This is a genomic window from Myxococcus llanfairpwllgwyngyllgogerychwyrndrobwllllantysiliogogogochensis, from assembly GCF_006636215.1.
GTDB classification, from domain to species: Bacteria; Myxococcota; Myxococcia; order Myxococcales; family Myxococcaceae; genus Myxococcus; species Myxococcus llanfairpwllgwyngyllgogerychwyrndrobwllllantysiliogogogochensis.
In genome coordinates, this window is record NZ_VIFM01000038.1 from 48,411 (window position 1) to 63,838 (window position 15,428).

Annotated in this window: 12 protein-coding genes and 1 tRNA gene; 7 read left to right on the top strand and 6 right to left on the bottom strand. The window is 68.8% G+C overall.

The genetic code is table 11. The annotated features are described in order from the left end of the window. Window positions 1-103: 103 nt before the first annotated feature. Complete coding sequence (locus FJV41_RS12425; protein WP_141642671.1) at window positions 104-1,255, bottom strand: acyl-CoA dehydrogenase family protein; 1,152 nt, start codon at window positions 1,253-1,255, stop codon at window positions 104-106. 148 nt (window positions 1,256-1,403) lie between these two features. On the opposite strand from FJV41_RS12425, the gene FJV41_RS12430 reads away from it, so the two are divergent. Then, window positions 1,404-1,475: transfer RNA gene (locus tag FJV41_RS12430), tRNA-Cys, on the top strand. Window positions 1,476-1,594: 119 nt separating this feature from the next. Here FJV41_RS12430 and FJV41_RS12435 read toward each other — a convergent pair. Continuing rightward, window positions 1,595-3,277: a right-handed parallel beta-helix repeat-containing protein gene (locus tag FJV41_RS12435; protein ID WP_246137166.1), complete on the bottom strand. Its 1,683-nt coding sequence runs from the start codon at window positions 3,275-3,277 to the stop codon at window positions 1,595-1,597. A 120-nt stretch (window positions 3,278-3,397) separates the two neighbouring features. Here FJV41_RS12435 and FJV41_RS12440 point away from each other — a divergent pair, with 120 nt between their 5' ends. The 3 genes from FJV41_RS12440 (at window position 3,398) to FJV41_RS12450 (ending at window position 7,568) form a co-directional block, all read left to right on the top strand. Next, window positions 3,398-5,197, top strand: coding sequence for a SpoIID/LytB domain-containing protein (locus FJV41_RS12440; RefSeq protein ID WP_246137167.1), 1,800 nt, complete (start codon window positions 3,398-3,400; stop codon window positions 5,195-5,197). 120 nt (window positions 5,198-5,317) lie between these two features. Then, a complete protein-coding gene (locus tag FJV41_RS12445; RefSeq protein WP_141642674.1) occupies window positions 5,318-6,562 on the top strand; it encodes an energy transducer TonB family protein in 1,245 nt (414 codons plus the stop codon). 70 nt (window positions 6,563-6,632) lie between these two features. After that, on the top strand, window positions 6,633-7,568 hold the full coding sequence (locus FJV41_RS12450; protein WP_141642675.1) for a cation diffusion facilitator family transporter: 936 nt from the start codon (window positions 6,633-6,635) through the stop codon (window positions 7,566-7,568). 158 nt (window positions 7,569-7,726) lie between these two features. Here the strand turns inward: FJV41_RS12450 and gcvP are convergent, their stop codons facing one another. The 3 genes from gcvP to gcvT all read right to left on the bottom strand — a co-directional run bounded on the left by gcvP (window position 7,727) and on the right by gcvT (window position 12,226). Next, window positions 7,727-10,633 carry an aminomethyl-transferring glycine dehydrogenase gene (gene gcvP / locus FJV41_RS12455; protein WP_141642681.1) on the bottom strand — a complete coding sequence of 969 codons (2,907 nt, stop codon included), beginning with the start codon at window positions 10,631-10,633 and terminating at the stop codon, window positions 7,727-7,729. Between the two features lie 87 nt (window positions 10,634-10,720). Beyond that, entirely contained in the window at window positions 10,721-11,113 is a 393-nt protein-coding gene (gene gcvH, locus FJV41_RS12460; RefSeq protein ID WP_141642676.1) for a glycine cleavage system protein GcvH, read from the bottom strand. 30 nt (window positions 11,114-11,143) lie between these two features. Further along, the gene (gene gcvT, locus FJV41_RS12465) at window positions 11,144-12,226 is read right to left on the bottom strand and encodes a glycine cleavage system aminomethyltransferase GcvT (protein WP_141642677.1); all 1,083 of its coding nucleotides are present in this window, start codon (window positions 12,224-12,226) and stop codon (window positions 11,144-11,146) included. 98 nt (window positions 12,227-12,324) lie between these two features. Here gcvT and metF point away from each other — a divergent pair, with 98 nt between their 5' ends. The 3 genes from metF to FJV41_RS12480 all read left to right on the top strand — a co-directional run bounded on the left by metF (window position 12,325) and on the right by FJV41_RS12480 (window position 14,553). Beyond that, window positions 12,325-13,197 carry a methylenetetrahydrofolate reductase [NAD(P)H] gene (metF, locus tag FJV41_RS12470; RefSeq protein WP_141642678.1) on the top strand — a complete coding sequence of 291 codons (873 nt, stop codon included), beginning with the start codon at window positions 12,325-12,327 and terminating at the stop codon, window positions 13,195-13,197. Next, window positions 13,194-13,610 (top strand): hypothetical protein, encoded by a 417-nt coding sequence (locus tag FJV41_RS12475; protein ID WP_141642679.1) that lies wholly within the window; start codon window positions 13,194-13,196, stop codon window positions 13,608-13,610. The genes metF and FJV41_RS12475 overlap by 4 nt, the downstream gene beginning before the upstream one ends. Window positions 13,611-14,025: 415 nt before the next feature. Continuing rightward, a complete protein-coding gene (locus FJV41_RS12480; RefSeq protein WP_141642680.1) occupies window positions 14,026-14,553 on the top strand; it encodes a hypothetical protein in 528 nt (175 codons plus the stop codon). An 18-nt stretch (window positions 14,554-14,571) separates the two neighbouring features. Here FJV41_RS12480 and FJV41_RS12485 read toward each other — a convergent pair. Further along, window positions 14,572-15,428 (bottom strand): sensor histidine kinase (locus tag FJV41_RS12485; protein ID WP_246137168.1); only part of this gene is annotated, 857 nt, incomplete at its 5' end.

The window sequence follows — 15,428 nt, forward strand, 5'->3', positions numbered from 1 at the left end:
GGACCTCCGCGGGGGGCTCTCGGGGCTCAACCCGGGACCCCGCGGACCTCTTCCATCCCGCCTGGTCGCCTGCCCCTCCCCGGTCGCACCGGGGCCGGCGGGCCTACAGGCCGAGCTGCTTGGCGATGATCTCGTTCATCACCTCGCTGGCCCCGCCACCGATGGGACCCAGGCGGGCATCCCGCCAATGACGCTGGATGTCGTACTCCATCATGTAGCCCGCGCCCCCGTGGAGCTGGAGGCACTCGTCGGCGACGCGGCACGCGGTCTCCGTGGCGACCTTCTTCGCCATGGAGGTCTGCGCCACGGCCCACTCCCCCGCCGCGTGAAGGCGCAGGGCGTGGTAGGTCAGCTGACGGGCGCACTCGCGGGCGGTGAACAGGTCCGCGAGCTTGTGGCGCACCACCTGGAGCTGACTGAGCGACTGGCCAAAGGCGCGGCGCGACTTCACGTGCTCGACGACGCGCTCCAGCATGTCCTCCATGGCGCCCACGGCCCCCAGCGCGAGCGACAGGCGCTCCCACTGGAAGTTGCCCATGATCTGCGAGAAGCCCTGGTTCTCCACCCCCAGCAGGTTCTCCACGGGGATGCGGCAGTCCTCCAGGAACAGCTCGGCGGTGTCCGAGGCCCGCCACCCCAGCTTCTTCAGCTTGCGGCTCACCGTGAAGCCGGGCGTGTCCTTCTCCACCACCAGCATGGACAGCCCCTTGTGCCCCGCGGAGGTGTCCGTCTTCACCGCCATGACGACGAAGTCCGCGCGCACGCCGTTGGTGATGTACGTCTTGGAGCCGTTGACGACGTAGTGGGCGCCATCGCGCCGCGCCGTGGTGCGCAGGCCCGCCACGTCCGAGCCGGCATCCGGCTCGGTGATTCCCAGCGCGCCAATCTTCTCGCCCCGAATCGCCGGGGCCAGCCAGCGGCGCTTCTGCTCGTCCGTGCCGAACAGGTGGAGGGGGCCGGTGGCGATGGTGAACTGCGCCCCCAGGCCCGCGGACACTCCGCCCGAGCCACACCGCCCCAGTTCCTCCAGCAGCACCGCCTCGTAGAGGGGGCCGGCGTCCGTGCCGCCGTACTCGACGGGGTACTTCAACCCCAGGAAGCCCAGCTCACCGAAGCGCGCGAAGAGCTCCCGGGGGAACTCCTCCGCCTCCTCCCAACCCGCGACGTGGGGGAGGATCTCCTTCTCCACCACCGCCCTCACCGTGCGGCGAAAGGCGTCGTGCTCTTCCTCGTACACCCCATGACCATGCAGCATCTGGAAACCCCTCGGCCCATTCGAGCGCGCGAAGCCCAGCGACGGGCACCGCTTCTGACGCGAATCGTACCGGCCGGAGCCGCCCACGGCTTCCGTTGAATCTTGACCGGGCGGCGGAGGGCTGCGTATAAACCCGGCCCCAGCCGTTGGCGCCATAGCCAAGTGGTAAGGCAAAGGTCTGCAAAACCTTCATTCCCCGGTTCGAATCCGGGTGGCGCCTCAATGAAAAAAGGCCCGATGCGGAAGTCACTCCGCATCGGGCCTTTTCATTTTCCGCGGGCCCAGTGGCAGGCCGGTCGTACGGAGGCCCGGCACTCCCCCTGGAGACGGTTCAGCGGATCAGCAGCCCAGTTCCACGGCGCCGATGTCGGGAGCACCGCCGCAGAACGGCAGGCCCACGTCGGTGCCCTTGTCCACGGCCAGGGCACCCGGGCCGAAGCCCTCGCCCAGGTCCGCGGAGCCGCTGGCGGACGACGCGTCACCCGTCGTGGACTTGAACTGGTCCACGCTCACCACCGCGCCGTTGCTCTTGAACTGACCACTGGCGGCGAAGAGGTTGTTGCCCAGCTTCATGCCCGGCGCCTGTCCGCCCACGTCCACGGAGATGGCACCGTCCAGGATGTTGTTGCGCACCACCGGGGACTGGGTGGGGCCGCCCGTGCCGTGGCCAATGACGAGGCCGGTGGACACGTTGGTGACGGTGTTGTTCACCACCACGGTGCCCTTGGAGTTCTCCAGGCGGATGCCCGTGCCCTCCCCGCCGCCCGCCGCGGTGATGTCATGCACGCGGTTGCGGCGCACGACGATGCCGGAGGGCACGGGTCCCTCGTGATTCCCACCCACGGAGATGCCCTTGGCGCCGTCGTAGATTTCATTGTCCTCCACCATCACGTTGTTGGCGGAGTAGTGCACCACCACCACGTCGCCCTTGGCGGTGCTCGACGGGCGGAACTGGTGCATGCGGTTGTTGCGGATGACCACGCCGTAGCAGGTCTTGATGTCCACCGCGTTCTCACGGTTGTTGTAGAAGTGGTTGTTCTCCACCAGCACCCCGTCCGCGGGCGGCAACGAGCTGAAGCCCTCGGGCCCCAGGCACTGCACGGAGTCACCCGAGTTGTCGTGGATGTCGTTGTTGCGGACGGTGATGTCCTTGGACGTGGGCTGCACGACGACGCCGTGCGAGTCCTGGTTGCCCGTCGTCTTCAGGAAGTCGTGGATGTGGTTGTTCTCGATGATGGCGCCAGTGGCCTTGTTGTAGGTCGTCACGCCCGCGCCACCACCGCCGTGGTGCAGCTCCGAGTTCACCAGCGTGGAGCCGGCGACGTTGCCCTCGAAGGTGACGCCGAAGATGGGCTGACGCTGCACGTCCAGTTCGAAGCCGTCGATGACCCAGTGCGGCTGACGCACCTGCACCATCGCGCCACTGCCAGCACCAGGGATGATGCGCGGGCTGCCCTCGCCCTGGAGGGTGATCTTCCCGCCCTCGGTGCCCGGCTTCGCGTTGGCGCCGATGATGACGCGCTCGGCGTACGTCCCAGCCTGCACGCGGATGACCTCGCCAGGGCCCGCCTGGCTGATGGCCTTGTTGATGGTGCGCAAGGGCTGCGCGGCGCTGCCGTCACCGGCGTCATTTCCAGAGGGGCTCACCACCCACTCGCGGGTAAAGGACTTCGCTGACGCGGGCGACAGCGCATTCGCCTGGATGCCCGGCTGGGGCGAAGGCGTGGCGATGTTGGAGTGGTCCGGATGCGACGGCAGCGCGGCCACGGGCGTGTTGGGGACGGCCTGGACACCGATGGGAGGCAGGCTGCCGGTCGCCGTCGGGGCGCCGGGCGTCGACGGATTGGCGGGCGTCGAAGGATTGGAGGGCGTCCGAGTCACCGGAGCACCGGGGATGTTCGGAGTGGGAAGGAAGGCACCCAGGCCCGCTGCGTGAGCGGTCGAACCGAGCATGAGCAGGCTGGCGGCCAGGGTGGCCACGGGAGTCTTCAGCTTCAGGTAGTTGCCTTTGAAAATTCGCATGAGCAGGACCAACGCGAGACGCGCCGCGTTCTATTCGCCACGTGCCAAGCCCACCCGAACGAGCCAACGGGCGTCCGGTCCGTGACAGGCCCCGCCCCGGCGGGTACGGTGTCGCCCCCCGTGCGCACCGCCGTCCTGCTCCTGCTCTCCGTCGTGCTGTTCGCCTCCTGCGCGAGCCCCAAGCCACCACCGAACCTGGCCGGCGCCTCGATGGACAGCCCGGCCAGCGAGCGCCAGGACGCCGGAACGGATGGGGGCTCCGTGGCGCCGCTACCCGTCGAGGACGCCGGGACGACCGACGCGGGCGTGGAGCCCTCCACGGCCGTGAGCACGCCCGGAGAAGACCCGCTGGCCCAGGGCATTCCGGGGCCCGGCGAGCTCAAGCGCCTGGACTTCCGAGGCGGAGAGCCCCGGCTCCCCATCAAGCTCATGGAAGGACGGCGCGAGGCGACGTTCTCCCCCCGAGGCCGGATGCGGATGCGCTTCGGTGGGGCGGTGGACAAGGTGCTGGACGCCGCGGCGGGAACGCGGTGGACGGTGCGCGTGACACAGGGCGAGCCGGCGGTGCTCGCCGCGCGCGTGCAGTTGGGCGAGCACCGGTTCGCGGACCGGGAGGGTCTCGCCGCCGCGCAGGAAGAGTGGAAGGCGCGGGGCCTCGCGGTGCGCGCGCAGGTGCTGGGCGCGGTGTACGGCATCGCCGGCAAGGTCATCGACAACCGGCGCTCGCTGCTCCTCGTCGATGAAGTGCTCACCCCCGAGGACGCGGCGACGCGACAGGCGGAGCTGCTGCACCAGTTCGGCGCCAGGACGACACTCTTCGAGGAGGTCCGCACCCCGGCGCGCGCCATCCTCGAGGTGCGCGACGAGTCCGGCGCGGTGGTGGGCCTGGCGCAGGACCGACTGGACGCGGACTCACCGGACGGCGCGGGCTTCGACGTGCGTCAGGTGGAGTTCGGCGTCGGCTACGACTTCCACGGCTTCGAGGACCGGACCTTCCGGGGCGCGCTCCAGTTCTCCGTGGACCGCGCGGGCCTGCTGGCCGTGGTGAACGTGGTGCCGCTCGAGGACCTGCTCAAGGGCCTGGTGCCGGCGGAGATCTTCGCGCGGGCCCACTCGGAGGCGCTCAAGGCCCAGGCCGTCACCGCGCGCGGCGAGGTGCTCGCGAAGGTGGGCATCAAGCACCTGGCGGACCCGTATCTGCTGTGCTCGGAGCAGCACTGCGCGGTGTACCGCGGCCGCACGGGCGAGGCGGCCAGCACCTCCGCGGCGGTGGAGGCGACCCGGGGCGAGGCGCTGTTCAGCGCGGACGGTCGGCTGGTGGACTCCGTCTACAGCGCGGTGTGCGGCGGCCACACCGAGGACAACGACATCGTCTGGGGCGGCCCACCGGACCCGAGCCTGCGCGGACGCCCGGACATCCTGGAGCCCTCGGAGGCCTCCCCTTCCCCCTCGCGGCTGGAGGCCTGGCTGGCCACGCCCGACGTGGGGGCCGCCTGCCGGCTGTCCAGCTTCGCCCAGCCCAGCAAGTTCCGCTGGGAGAAGCGCTTCACGGCGGCGCAGGTGGACGCGCTCGTCGCCCGGCTGGGCGTGGGCCGAGTCCAGGCCATGAGCTTCCAGGAGCGGGGCGTGTCCGGGCGGGCCCGGGTGCTCGCGTTATCCGGGGACCTGGGGGCCACCCAGGTGCGTGGCGAACTGAACATCCGGCGGCTCTTCGGGATGTTGAACAGCAGCATGGCGGTGGTGGAAGCCGAGCGGAACGCCGAGGGCCGGCCCACCCACTGGCTTTTCCGTGGCGGAGGCTGGGGCCACGGAGTAGGGATGTGTCAGACGGGCGCCATCGGCCGAGCGGAGGCCGGGCAGCGCTACCAGGATATCCTCCGTCACTACTTCAATGGTGCTGAAGTCGCCCCTATTTACTGACGTGAAGAGGGGGCGCGCCTGCGGAACAGTGCACGTCTCGTGAATGTCCTCCCCTGCCCACCTGTTCTGCCGCGAACGGGACGGGACTAGGCAGCGGGCCCGGAGGTTTATCATCGCGCCGTGAGCACGGGTTCCTCTCCGAAGACAGACTGGCGCCGCAAGAGGCGGCGGCAATCCCCGTGGCGAGTGGTCGCCGCGGTGCTGCTTGCCCTGGCGGTCCATGTCGCCTACCTGTCGGTCGTGCTCTTCACGGGAACGCTTCCCCCCACGGGGCGTGAGCGCAAGCCCGTCACGCGTCCTCCCACGTCCGTGGCCGTGCGGCCCCTGACGGAGGACCAGTGGTCCCGGAACCGGGGCAAGACGGACTCGAAGACGCAGACGACCCAGAAGCCCCGCGTCCAGGACAAGAAGCCCGAAGAGAAGAAGCCGGAGACCCGGCCCAATGGGCAGGTGGTGGACCTGGCGCCGGGCAACGAGCAGGAAGCCCCCGACGCGAAGTACCTCGCGGAGCACAACAACCGCGTGGACAAGGAGACGCGGGCCCGGGAGCAGACGCCCTTCTACCGGAACGCCATGCCGCAGCGCACCGCGCCCCAGGAGCAGAAGGGCGCGGACGTGGAGCCACAGGCGCCGCGCATCGCCGGCAACAACGGCATGGGCAACGATGACCGGCCGCTCGCCGAGGGTGGCCAGAAGTTCGCCTTCGAGATCCCCGACATCCACCGCAAGAACGAAGTGAAGGTGAAGACGGACCCGAACACGCCCGGGGGCGTGGCGGTGAACAACCAGAACGAGAGCGACGAGCTGTCGGGCAACGCGAAGCGGCTGCGAATCCAGCCGGGCGACACCGGAGGCGAGGAAGAAGGCTCCGCCGGACGCGTGGGCTCGCCGGGCATCGCCGCGTTGATGCCGTCGCGCGCGGTGATGGACAAGGTGGTGGGCGCGGCGCCCAATGACCACCTGCGCGACGTGGACGAAGGCGACGGCACGCTGCTCAACTCTCGCGAGTGGAAGTACGCCAGCTTCTTCAACCGCGTGAAGCAGAGCGTGGGCATGCACTGGAAGCCCAACGAGACGCTGCGCCGCAGAGACCCCACCGGCAACATGTTCACCGGGAAGGACCGGCACACGATGCTGGAGATCACGCTGGACGAGAAGGGCCGCGTGACGAACATTGAGGTGGAGAAGAGCAGCGGCCTGGACTTCCTGGACATGGAGGCCGTGTCCTCGTTCCAGCGCGCGCAGCCCTTCCCCAACCCACCGCCAGGGTTGTTGAACGACGACTCGAAGGTGCGCTTCTCGTTCGGCTTCTTCCTGGAGATGGGTGGCGGCCCGCGCATGCGGCTGTTCCGTCAGCCCAACTGACGTTCGCTTCACCACGCGTGGCGTGCGAGGTCCTCGCGGCCGGACGCGGTTCCCACTACGGTGCCGCGCCGTGGACACCTCCCCCGCCGAGAGAAGCGTCGCGCTCCAGCAGCGCAGCAAACGCATCCGCTTCGTGTTGCTCGCCATCCTCCTGGCCAACTGGGTGGTGGCCGGCGCGAAGCTCATCTTCGGACTCATCAGCCAGTCCGCCGCCGTGACGGCGGATGGACTCCACTCGTTCATCGACGGTGGCTCCAACGTGCTGGGACTGGTGGCCATGGGCGTGGCCTCGCGGCCCGCGGACGAGGACCACCCCTACGGGCACGGCAAGTTCGAGGCGCTCGCGTCGCTGGGCATCGGCGCGATGATTGGCATCGGCATGTTGGAGTTGGGGCGCATGGCGCTCGACTCCCTGATGCATGACCGTCACGCGCAGGTGACGCCGGCCATGGCGGTGGTGATGGTGCTCACCCTCTGCGTCAATCTGGTGGTGACGCGCGTGGAGGGGCACTACGGGCGCAAGTACAAGAGCAGCCTGCTGCTGGCGGACGCGAGCCACACGATGTCGGACGTCTTCGTCACGCTGGCGGTGCTTGCATCGTTGGGACTGGTGGCGATGGGCTACCCCAAGGCGGACGGCATCATCGCGCTGGGCGTCATGGTCTTCGTGGCCTGGGTGGCCTACGGCATCGTCCGGCAGGCCGTGGGCATCCTCTCCGACACGGCGAGGTTGGACCCCGCGCAGGTGGCGCAGCACACCGTGGGCGTGGCCGGCGTGCGCAGTTGCCGAGACGTGCGCAGCCGGGGCATGGAGGAGAGCGTCTACGTGGACCTGAAAATCGAGGTGGACCCGAACCTCACCACCGCGCAGGCCCACGAGGTGGCGGACCGGGTGGAGCGCACACTCCACGCCGCCTATCCGCAGGTGGTGGACGTCGTCGTCCACGTGGAGCCGGAGCACGACGGCGCGGACCGCGCGCAAGGTGCCACGCCGCACGTGAGCTGAGTCGGCGCCCCCGCGTGACGCGTGGGAGCGCGACGGCCCCGCGAGAGACAAGAGCCGCATGCTCTCGTGGGCCGAGGCAAAGGCCCCGCGTAACGACAAGGGCCGCCTCCCTACGTACGGGAAGACGGCCCCAGGAAGCACCCGGCCTATACGGCCCGTCAGGCGACGGCGGGCTTCGGCTCCGGCGTCATGTAGTCCTCGATGGGCGGGCACGAGCACACGAGCTTGCGGTCCCCGAGCACGTTGTTCAGGCGTCCCACGGACGGCCAGAACTTGTTGTCGCGCACCCACGGCGCCGGGAACACCGCCAGCTCTCGCGAGTACGGACGGTTCCACTCCGGATTCGTAATCGTGCGGACCGTGTGGGGCGCGTTCTTCAGGACGTTGTTGTCCTTCGGCATGCGGCCCTCCTCGACCTCACGAATCTCCTGACGAATGGCGATCATCGCGTCGCAGAAACGGTCCAGCTCCGCGCGGGACTCGCTCTCCGTCGGCTCGATCATCAGCGTGCCCGCGACGGGGAACGACACCGTCGGCGCATGGAACCCGTAGTCCATCAGCCGCTTGGCCACGTCCTCGACCTCGACACCCGACGTCTTCTTCAGCGGGCGCAGGTCGACGATGCACTCGTGCGCCACCCTGCCCCGCTTGCCCCGGTACAGCACCGGGTAGTGGGGCTGGAGCCGCTCGGCGATGTAGTTGGCGTTGAGGATGGCCAGCTTCGTCGCCTTTGTCAGACCCTCCCCGCCCATCATCGCGATGTACATCCAGGAGATGAGCAGGATGCTCGCGCTGCCCCACGGGGCCGCGGAGATGGCGCCGATGGCGTCCGCCCCGCCCGTCTGGATGACCGGGTGTCCCGGCAGGTACTTCACCAGGTGGCTCGCCACGCAGATGGGACCCATGCCCGGGCCACCACCGCCGTGCGGGATGCAGAACGTCTTGTGCAGGTTGATGTGGCAGACATCCGCGCCGACCAGCCCGGGCGCCGTGAGGCCCACCTGCGCGTTCAGGTTCGCGCCATCCATGTACACCTGCCCACCGCGCTCGTGGATGATGGAGCAGATCTCCTTGATCTCCTCCTCGAACACGCCGTGCGTGGACGGGTACGTCACCATCAGCGCGGCGAGCTTGTCCTTGTGCTCCTCCGCGCGGGCACGCAAGTCGGTCAGGTCGATGTTGCCGTTCTCATCGCACTTGGTGACGACGACCTTGTAGCCCGCCATGACGGCGGAGGCCGGGTTGGTGCCGTGCGCCGAGGACGGGATGAGGCACACGTCGCGGTGCCCCTGCCCTCGCCCCTGGTGGTACGCGCGGATGACGAGCAGGCCCGCGTACTCGCCCTGGCTGCCGGCGTTCGGCTGCAGCGAGCAGCCCGCGAAGCCCGTGATTTGCGAGAGCATCTGCTCGAGCTGCTCGAAGATGACCTTGTAGCCGGCCGCCTGCGAGGTGGGCGCGAAGGGATGCAGCCGGCCGAACTGCGGCCACGTCACCGGAATCATCTCCGCGGTGGCGTTGAGCTTCATCGTGCAGCTGCCCAGCGGAATCATCGAGTGCGTCAAGGACAGGTCCTTCGCCTCGAGCCGCCGGATGTAGCGCAGCATCTCCGTCTCGGAGTGGTAGCTGTTGAAGACGGCGTGCGTGAGGAACGCGCTCGTGCGGCGCAGCTCCGGCACCACCGGCGTCTCCACGTTGGCGCCCACGTCCTCCAACGACGGAGCCGCCGCCTTGCCCGCGCCCGTGGCGAACGCGGTGAGGATGGCCTCCACGTCGGACACGCGGGAGGTCTCGTCCAGCGACACACCCAGCGTCTTCTCGTCGATGCGGCGGAAGTTCATCCGCGCCGACTCCGCCGCCCCGAGCACCGCGCGCACCTGCGGCGTCGTCAGCTCCACGCGCAGCGTGTCGAAGTACTGCTCGTGCCGGACCTTCAGGCCCAGCTTCGCCAGCCCCCGCGCCAGCAACACGGTGAGCCCGTGTACGCGCTCGGCGATGGCCTTCAGGCCCTGGGGCCCATGGTAGACGGCGTACATGCTGGCGATGACGGCCAGCAGCACCTGCGCGGTGCAGATGTTGCTCGTCGCCTTCTCGCGGCGGATGTGCTGCTCGCGCGTCTGCAGCGCCATGCGCAGCGCGCGCCGGCCCTGCGCGTCCTCGGAGACGCCGATGAGGCGGCCCGGCATCACGCGGGTGTACGCGTTCTTCGTCGCGAAATAGCCCGCGTGCGGACCGCCGTACCCCATGGGCACGCCGAAGCGCTGCGCGCTGCCCACCGCCACGTCCGCGCCGAACTCGCCCGGAGGCGTCAGCAGCGTGAGGCTCAAGAGGTCCGCGGCGACGATGAACAGGCCCCCCGCCGCGTGAACCTTCTCGCCGAACGCGCGGTAGTCCAGCACCGCCCCATCCGTGGCCGGGTACTGCACCAGCGCGCCCACGTACTTCTTCGCGCCCAGGTCCACCGTGCGGTGGTCACCCACGACGACCTCCACGCCCAGCGGCTCGGCGCGCGTGCGCACCACATCCACCGTCTGCGGGTGGCAGCCCTCGGAGACGAAGAAGGCGGCATTGGCGTCGTCGCCCTTCACGTGCAGCGCCAGCGCCATCGCCTCGGCGGCGGCCGTGCCCTCGTCGAGCAGCGACGCGTTGGCGACCTCCAAGCCCGTCAGGTCCATCACCAGCGTCTGGAAGTTGAGCAGCGCCTCCAGCCGGCCCTGGGCAATCTCCGCCTGATAGGGCGTGTACTGCGTGTACCAGCCCGGGTTCTGGAAGATGTTGCGGAGGATGACGTTGGGCGTGTGCGTGTCGTGGTAGCCCATGCCGATGAAGGACCGGAACACCTGGTTCTTCGCGGCGATGGCCTCCAGCTGAGCGAGCAGGTCATGCTCCCCACGCGCCGGCCCCAGCCGCAGCGGCTCCTTGGAGCGGATGGCCGGAGGCACGGTCTGGTCGATGAAAGCATCGAGCGAGTCCACGCCCAGCGCGGACAACATCTGCTTCAGCTCCTGCTCATCCGGACCGATGTGCCGGCCGGCGAACGACTCCTGGTACTTCCAGTTCAGGGACATGGCGGTGGTGGCTCGCGTGCGACTCACGACGGCGGAGTCGGAAAATTCGAGGACCGTCACTAACAACGGCCCTGCGGCGCTTCACTCTCAGGCTTCTTTGAGCAGCTTGGCGTAGGCGGCGGCGTCCAGGAGCTCGCTCAGCTGGCTGGTGTCCGAGAGCTCGATTTCGACGATCCACCCGTCGCCATAGGGGTCGGTGTTCAGCGTCTCCGGGGCGGAGGTGAGTTCCTCGTTCACCTTCACGACCTTGCCAGAGACGGGCGAGAAGAGTTCGGAGACGGCCTTCACGGACTCGACGGTGCCGAACGGCTCCCCCTGGTCGATGGTGGTGCCCACCTTGGGCAGCTCCACATAGACGACGTCGCCGAGCGTGGACTGGGCATGGAAGGTGATGCCCACCGTCACCTTGTTGCCCTCGACGCGGGCCCACTCGTGCTCGTTGGTGTACTTGAGGTTTTCGGGGATGTTCGGATCGGACATGGGGTGCTCCTCGACAGGGCTAGAAGGAACTCAGGGCTTCTTGTGGAACGGCGTCTTCACCACCACGGCGGGAACGGCGCGACCGCGAATCTCGACGTCGAAGGTGGAGCCCTCCGCGGCCAGCTCCGCGGGCACGTAGCCAATACCGATGGGCTTCTTCACCGTGGGGCCCATGGTGCCGCTCGTCACCTCGCCCACCGGCTTGCCGTCCTTGTGGATGGGGTAGCCGTGACGGGGGATGCCCGCGCCGGTCAGCTCGAAGCCCACCAGCTTGCGCTTCACGCCCGCGGCCTTCTGCGCCACCAGCGCGTCCTTGCCGATGAAGCCCGCCTTGTCCAGCTTGACGATCCACCCCAGCCCCGCCTCCAGCGCGGTGTGCGAGTCGTCGATGTCATTGCCGTAGAGCGCGTACTTCATCTCCGTGCGCAGGCTGTCGCGCGACGCCAGGCCGCACGGCTTCACGCCGTCCTGCTGGCCCTCGGTGAGCAGCGCGTTCCAGAGCGCCACCGCGTCTCCCGGGGCGCAGTACAGCTCGAAGCCATCCTCACCCGTGTAGCCGGTGCGCGAGATGATGGCGCGCACGCCCGCCACCTCGCCCTCCGCGAAGCGGTAGGTGCCCACCTTGGACGTGTCCGTCTTCGTCAGCCGCTGCACCAGGCCGGCGGCCTTGGGGCCCTGCACGGCGATCTGCGCGTAGTCCTCACCCCGGTCCACGGGCGTGACACCGCGCGCATGCTCCTTCATCCACGCGAAGTCCTTGTCGCGGTTGCTCGCGTTGACGCAGATGAGGATGCGCTCGGGGCTGAAGCGGTAGGCGACGACGTCGTCGACGAAGCCTCCCTGCTCGTTGAGCAAGCCCGCATAGACGGCCTGCCCGTCCGCGATGCGAGCGAGGTCATTGGAGATGAGGGCGTTGACGGTCTCCAGCGCGCCTGGCCCCGCGAACTCCACCTCACCCATGTGCGACACGTCGAAGAGTCCAACGTGGTTGCGCACCGCCTCGTGCTCGGCGATGACGGAGGTGTACTGAACGGGCATGTCCCAACCCGCGAAGTCGACCATCCGAGCGCCCAGCGCGCGGTGGGCGTCGTTGAGCGGCGTACGCCGGGCCATTGGCTTCTCCTGATGAAGGGGGAGTGAAAACGGCGCGGACTATAGCCGCGCACCTTCGCCGATCAAGGCCGACGGGGACCGTCTACACTGGGACCAACATGAAGATTCGTAATCGATTGAATCCGTCCAACCCCTGCTTCTCCTTCGAGTTCTTCCCCCCGAAGACCGACGAAGGGGTGGCCAACCTGCTCAAGACGCTGGAGGACCTGGCGCCGCTGGAGCCCGGGTTCGTCTCCGTGACGTACGGGGCCGGGGGCAGCACGCGGGACAGGACGCTGGAGCTCGTCACGCGCATCAAGGCGGAGACGGGAATCGAGGCCATGGCCCACCTGACGTGTGTGGGCCACACGCGGCAGGAGCTGCGGGAGCTGCTCCAGCGGCTGGCGGACGCGAAGATGGACAACGTCCTCATCCTCCGTGGAGATCCGCCGCAGGGACAAAAGTCCTTCGTCACCGCCGAGGGTGGCTTCACCTACGCCACGGAGCTGGTGCGATTCATCCGAGAAGAGGATTTCAACTTCTGCCTGGGAGGCGCGTGCTATCCGGAGGGCCACGTGGAGACGGCCTCCCGTGACGACGACCTGCGTCATCTCAAGGCCAAGGTCGATGCGGGGCTGGACTTCGTGGTGACGCAGCTCTTCTTCGACAACGCGTTCTACTTCGACTTCGTGGAGCGGGCCCGTCGCGCGGGCATCAACGTCCCCATCGTCCCCGGCATCATGCCCATCACCAACTTCGAGCAGGTGCAGCGCTTCACGCGGATGTGCGGAGCGACGGTGCCCATGCGGCTGGGCCTGCAGTTGGAGCGGGTGAAGGACCAGCCGGACGCGGTGGTGCAGCTGGGCGTGGCGCACGCCACGGTGCAGTGCATGGAGCTGCTGTCACGCGGCGTGCCCGGCATCCACTTCTACACGCTCAACAAGTCCCCGGCGACGCGGATGATCGTGAGCGCACTGAGAGCCCGTACATGAGCGGTCCTGGTATCCAACTTCCTCCGGAGGACCCGCGCGCGAAGGTCATCGAGATTGTCCGCGCCCCGGCCTTCTTCCTGCTGTGCACGGGCGTGCTGAACGTCATCTTCAACATCCTGGGCTTCGTGCTCGCCGCGTTGAATGTGACGTCGCCGTTCGCGGGCCCGGGCGGGGCTCCGCTGGAGCTGTCGGGCTCGCTGGCGCTGATGCTGCTGGTGGGCATCCTCTGCGGCGTGCTGTCCGCGTGGGGCGCGCTGAGCGCGCTCAACCTCAAGGGCTACGGCCTGGCCACGGTGGGCGGCATCACCGCGCTGTACATCCTGTCCCCCGGCTGCGTCGTGGGAGTGCCGGTGGCTGTCTGGATGCTCTTCACCTTGCGCCGCGACGGCGTGCGCGAGGCCTTCCGAAGCTGACGGGCCCGCGGTCGGGGGCGATGTTTCAGACAGACATATGGGACGAGAAGCCAACGGGTGTCTCGTCCCGTCGGGAGGCATTCATTCCAGCCTTCCGCACAAAGACTGTCGAGTCCGTGTGCGAGTGGCTGCCCTGGAGTCCCAAGGCGTCTGGGAGTCTTCGTCCACGGAGTTCTCATGTCGCTGGAGGGCACGAGCCCCCTCGTCATCACCCGGCTGCTCTGAAGCGCCGCGCGGCGGACGTGGGCCGCTGGTTCCCGACAGGGCCGTGCGACTGACGGTCGGACTGGTGAGGTTGCTTCACGGGCCTCACTCATCCGGCCCCGCGCAACTGGCTTTCATGGGTGCGGGGTGGACGGCTCGGGCGCTCCGAGCCTTCCAGCGACTCACATCCCAGCCGCCCACGGAGCCCTTCATGTCGTCGAGAGTCCTCCTGTCCGCCCTGCCCGCGCTGCTCGGCGCACTCCTCCTCCAAGCCACGCCCGCGTCGGCGCAGGTGGGCACGACGGACCTGACGTGCTCCGGCGGCGCCTATCAGACCTGGGAGCCCGGACTCAGGCTGTCCAACCGACGCGTCACCGCCACGAACTACACGAGCTACGACACGTGCACCTCGAACGACACGCTCGTCACCTCGGGCGTGCTCGTGGCCACGACGGAGCTGTCCACCAGTTGCGGCGGCAACCTGGGCCCCAGCGAGACGACCGTCACCTGGGATGACGGCTCCGTCTCGACCTTCGCCCTCAAGGGCGCCGGAGTGGATGTCATCAACGGCGCCCGCGTCTTCGTCTCCGTCGGGCTGGTGACGGGAGGCCGCTTCCAGGGAGACGCCGTGATGATGACCCAGGCGATGAGTCCCCTGGACCTCACGCCGTGCCTGTATCCCTCCGGCCTGACGGCGCTGTCGGGCCCGAGCACCCTCCGCCTCACGCGCCTGTTCTGAGGAGCGGGCCTTCGCGCCTCACGACGAGCAGGCGACCCCGGTCACCGAGCGCGCTCGGGGCAGGCAGATGGTGAAGACACTGCCCTCCCCCTCGCGGCTCTCCACCCGCAACGTCCCACCGTGCTGCCGCACGGTGCTGGACACCACCGTCAATCCCAGGCCCGTGCCGTGCTCCTTGGTGGTGAAGAGCGGGTCGAAGATGTGGTCCAGCACACCCGCCGGAATCCCTCCACCGTTGTCGGAGACCCGGATGTGGAAGGCCCGCCCGACGCCCAGCTCCGCGGAGACCTCCACGACTCCCTGGCGGCCCAGGGGCATCGCCTCCACCGCGTTCTGCACCAGGTTGATGAGGACCTTGCGCAGCATCTCCCGGTCCACCCAGGGGGGCTCGAGCGCCGTGGGCACGTGGTTCACCACCGCCACGCCCTCGCGCGAGGGCACCACGTCGATGACCTCTTCCATCAGCCCGTGCAACGAGCACGGCTGGAGCACCAGCGGACGCTCCCGCACGAACTCCAGCATCTCCGACGTGAGGCTGGCGCAGACGCCCAGCTCCCGGTCGACGATGGCGAGGAAGCGCTGCAGCCGGGGGTCCTCCAGCGCCCCCTCCACGTTGCGCAGCCTCCGCGCCACCGCCGCGTTCGCCGTGCGCGCGGCCGCCAGCGGATTGCGCAGCTCGTGGCTCACCGTCGCAGTCAACTGCCCCACCGCCGCCAGCTTCTCCAGGCGAGCCATCCGCTCACGCGAGTCCTCCAGCTCCCAGCCACTGCGCTCCGTCACCCGCTCGCGCTCCTGCTTCTCGCGTTCATACGCGCGCTCCAGCAACACCTGCCGCTCCGCGACGCACCTCATCTCCCGCGCCACCCCCCGACACG

Coding starts and splice junctions, on each gene's coding strand:
- FJV41_RS12425 (WP_141642671.1), bottom strand. CDS start 1,255: ATGCTGCATGGTCATGGGGTGTACGAGGAAGAGCACGACGCCTTTCGC.
- FJV41_RS12435 (WP_246137166.1), bottom strand. CDS start 3,277: ATGCGAATTTTCAAAGGCAACTACCTGAAGCTGAAGACTCCCGTGGCC.
- gcvP (WP_141642681.1), bottom strand. CDS start 10,633: ATGTCCCTGAACTGGAAGTACCAGGAGTCGTTCGCCGGCCGGCACATC.
- gcvH (WP_141642676.1), bottom strand. CDS start 11,113: ATGTCCGATCCGAACATCCCCGAAAACCTCAAGTACACCAACGAGCAC.
- gcvT (WP_141642677.1), bottom strand. CDS start 12,226: ATGGCCCGGCGTACGCCGCTCAACGACGCCCACCGCGCGCTGGGCGCT.
- metF (WP_141642678.1), top strand. CDS start 12,325: ATGAAGATTCGTAATCGATTGAATCCGTCCAACCCCTGCTTCTCCTTC.
- FJV41_RS12475 (WP_141642679.1), top strand. CDS start 13,194: ATGAGCGGTCCTGGTATCCAACTTCCTCCGGAGGACCCGCGCGCGAAG.
- FJV41_RS12480 (WP_141642680.1), top strand. CDS start 14,026: ATGTCGTCGAGAGTCCTCCTGTCCGCCCTGCCCGCGCTGCTCGGCGCA.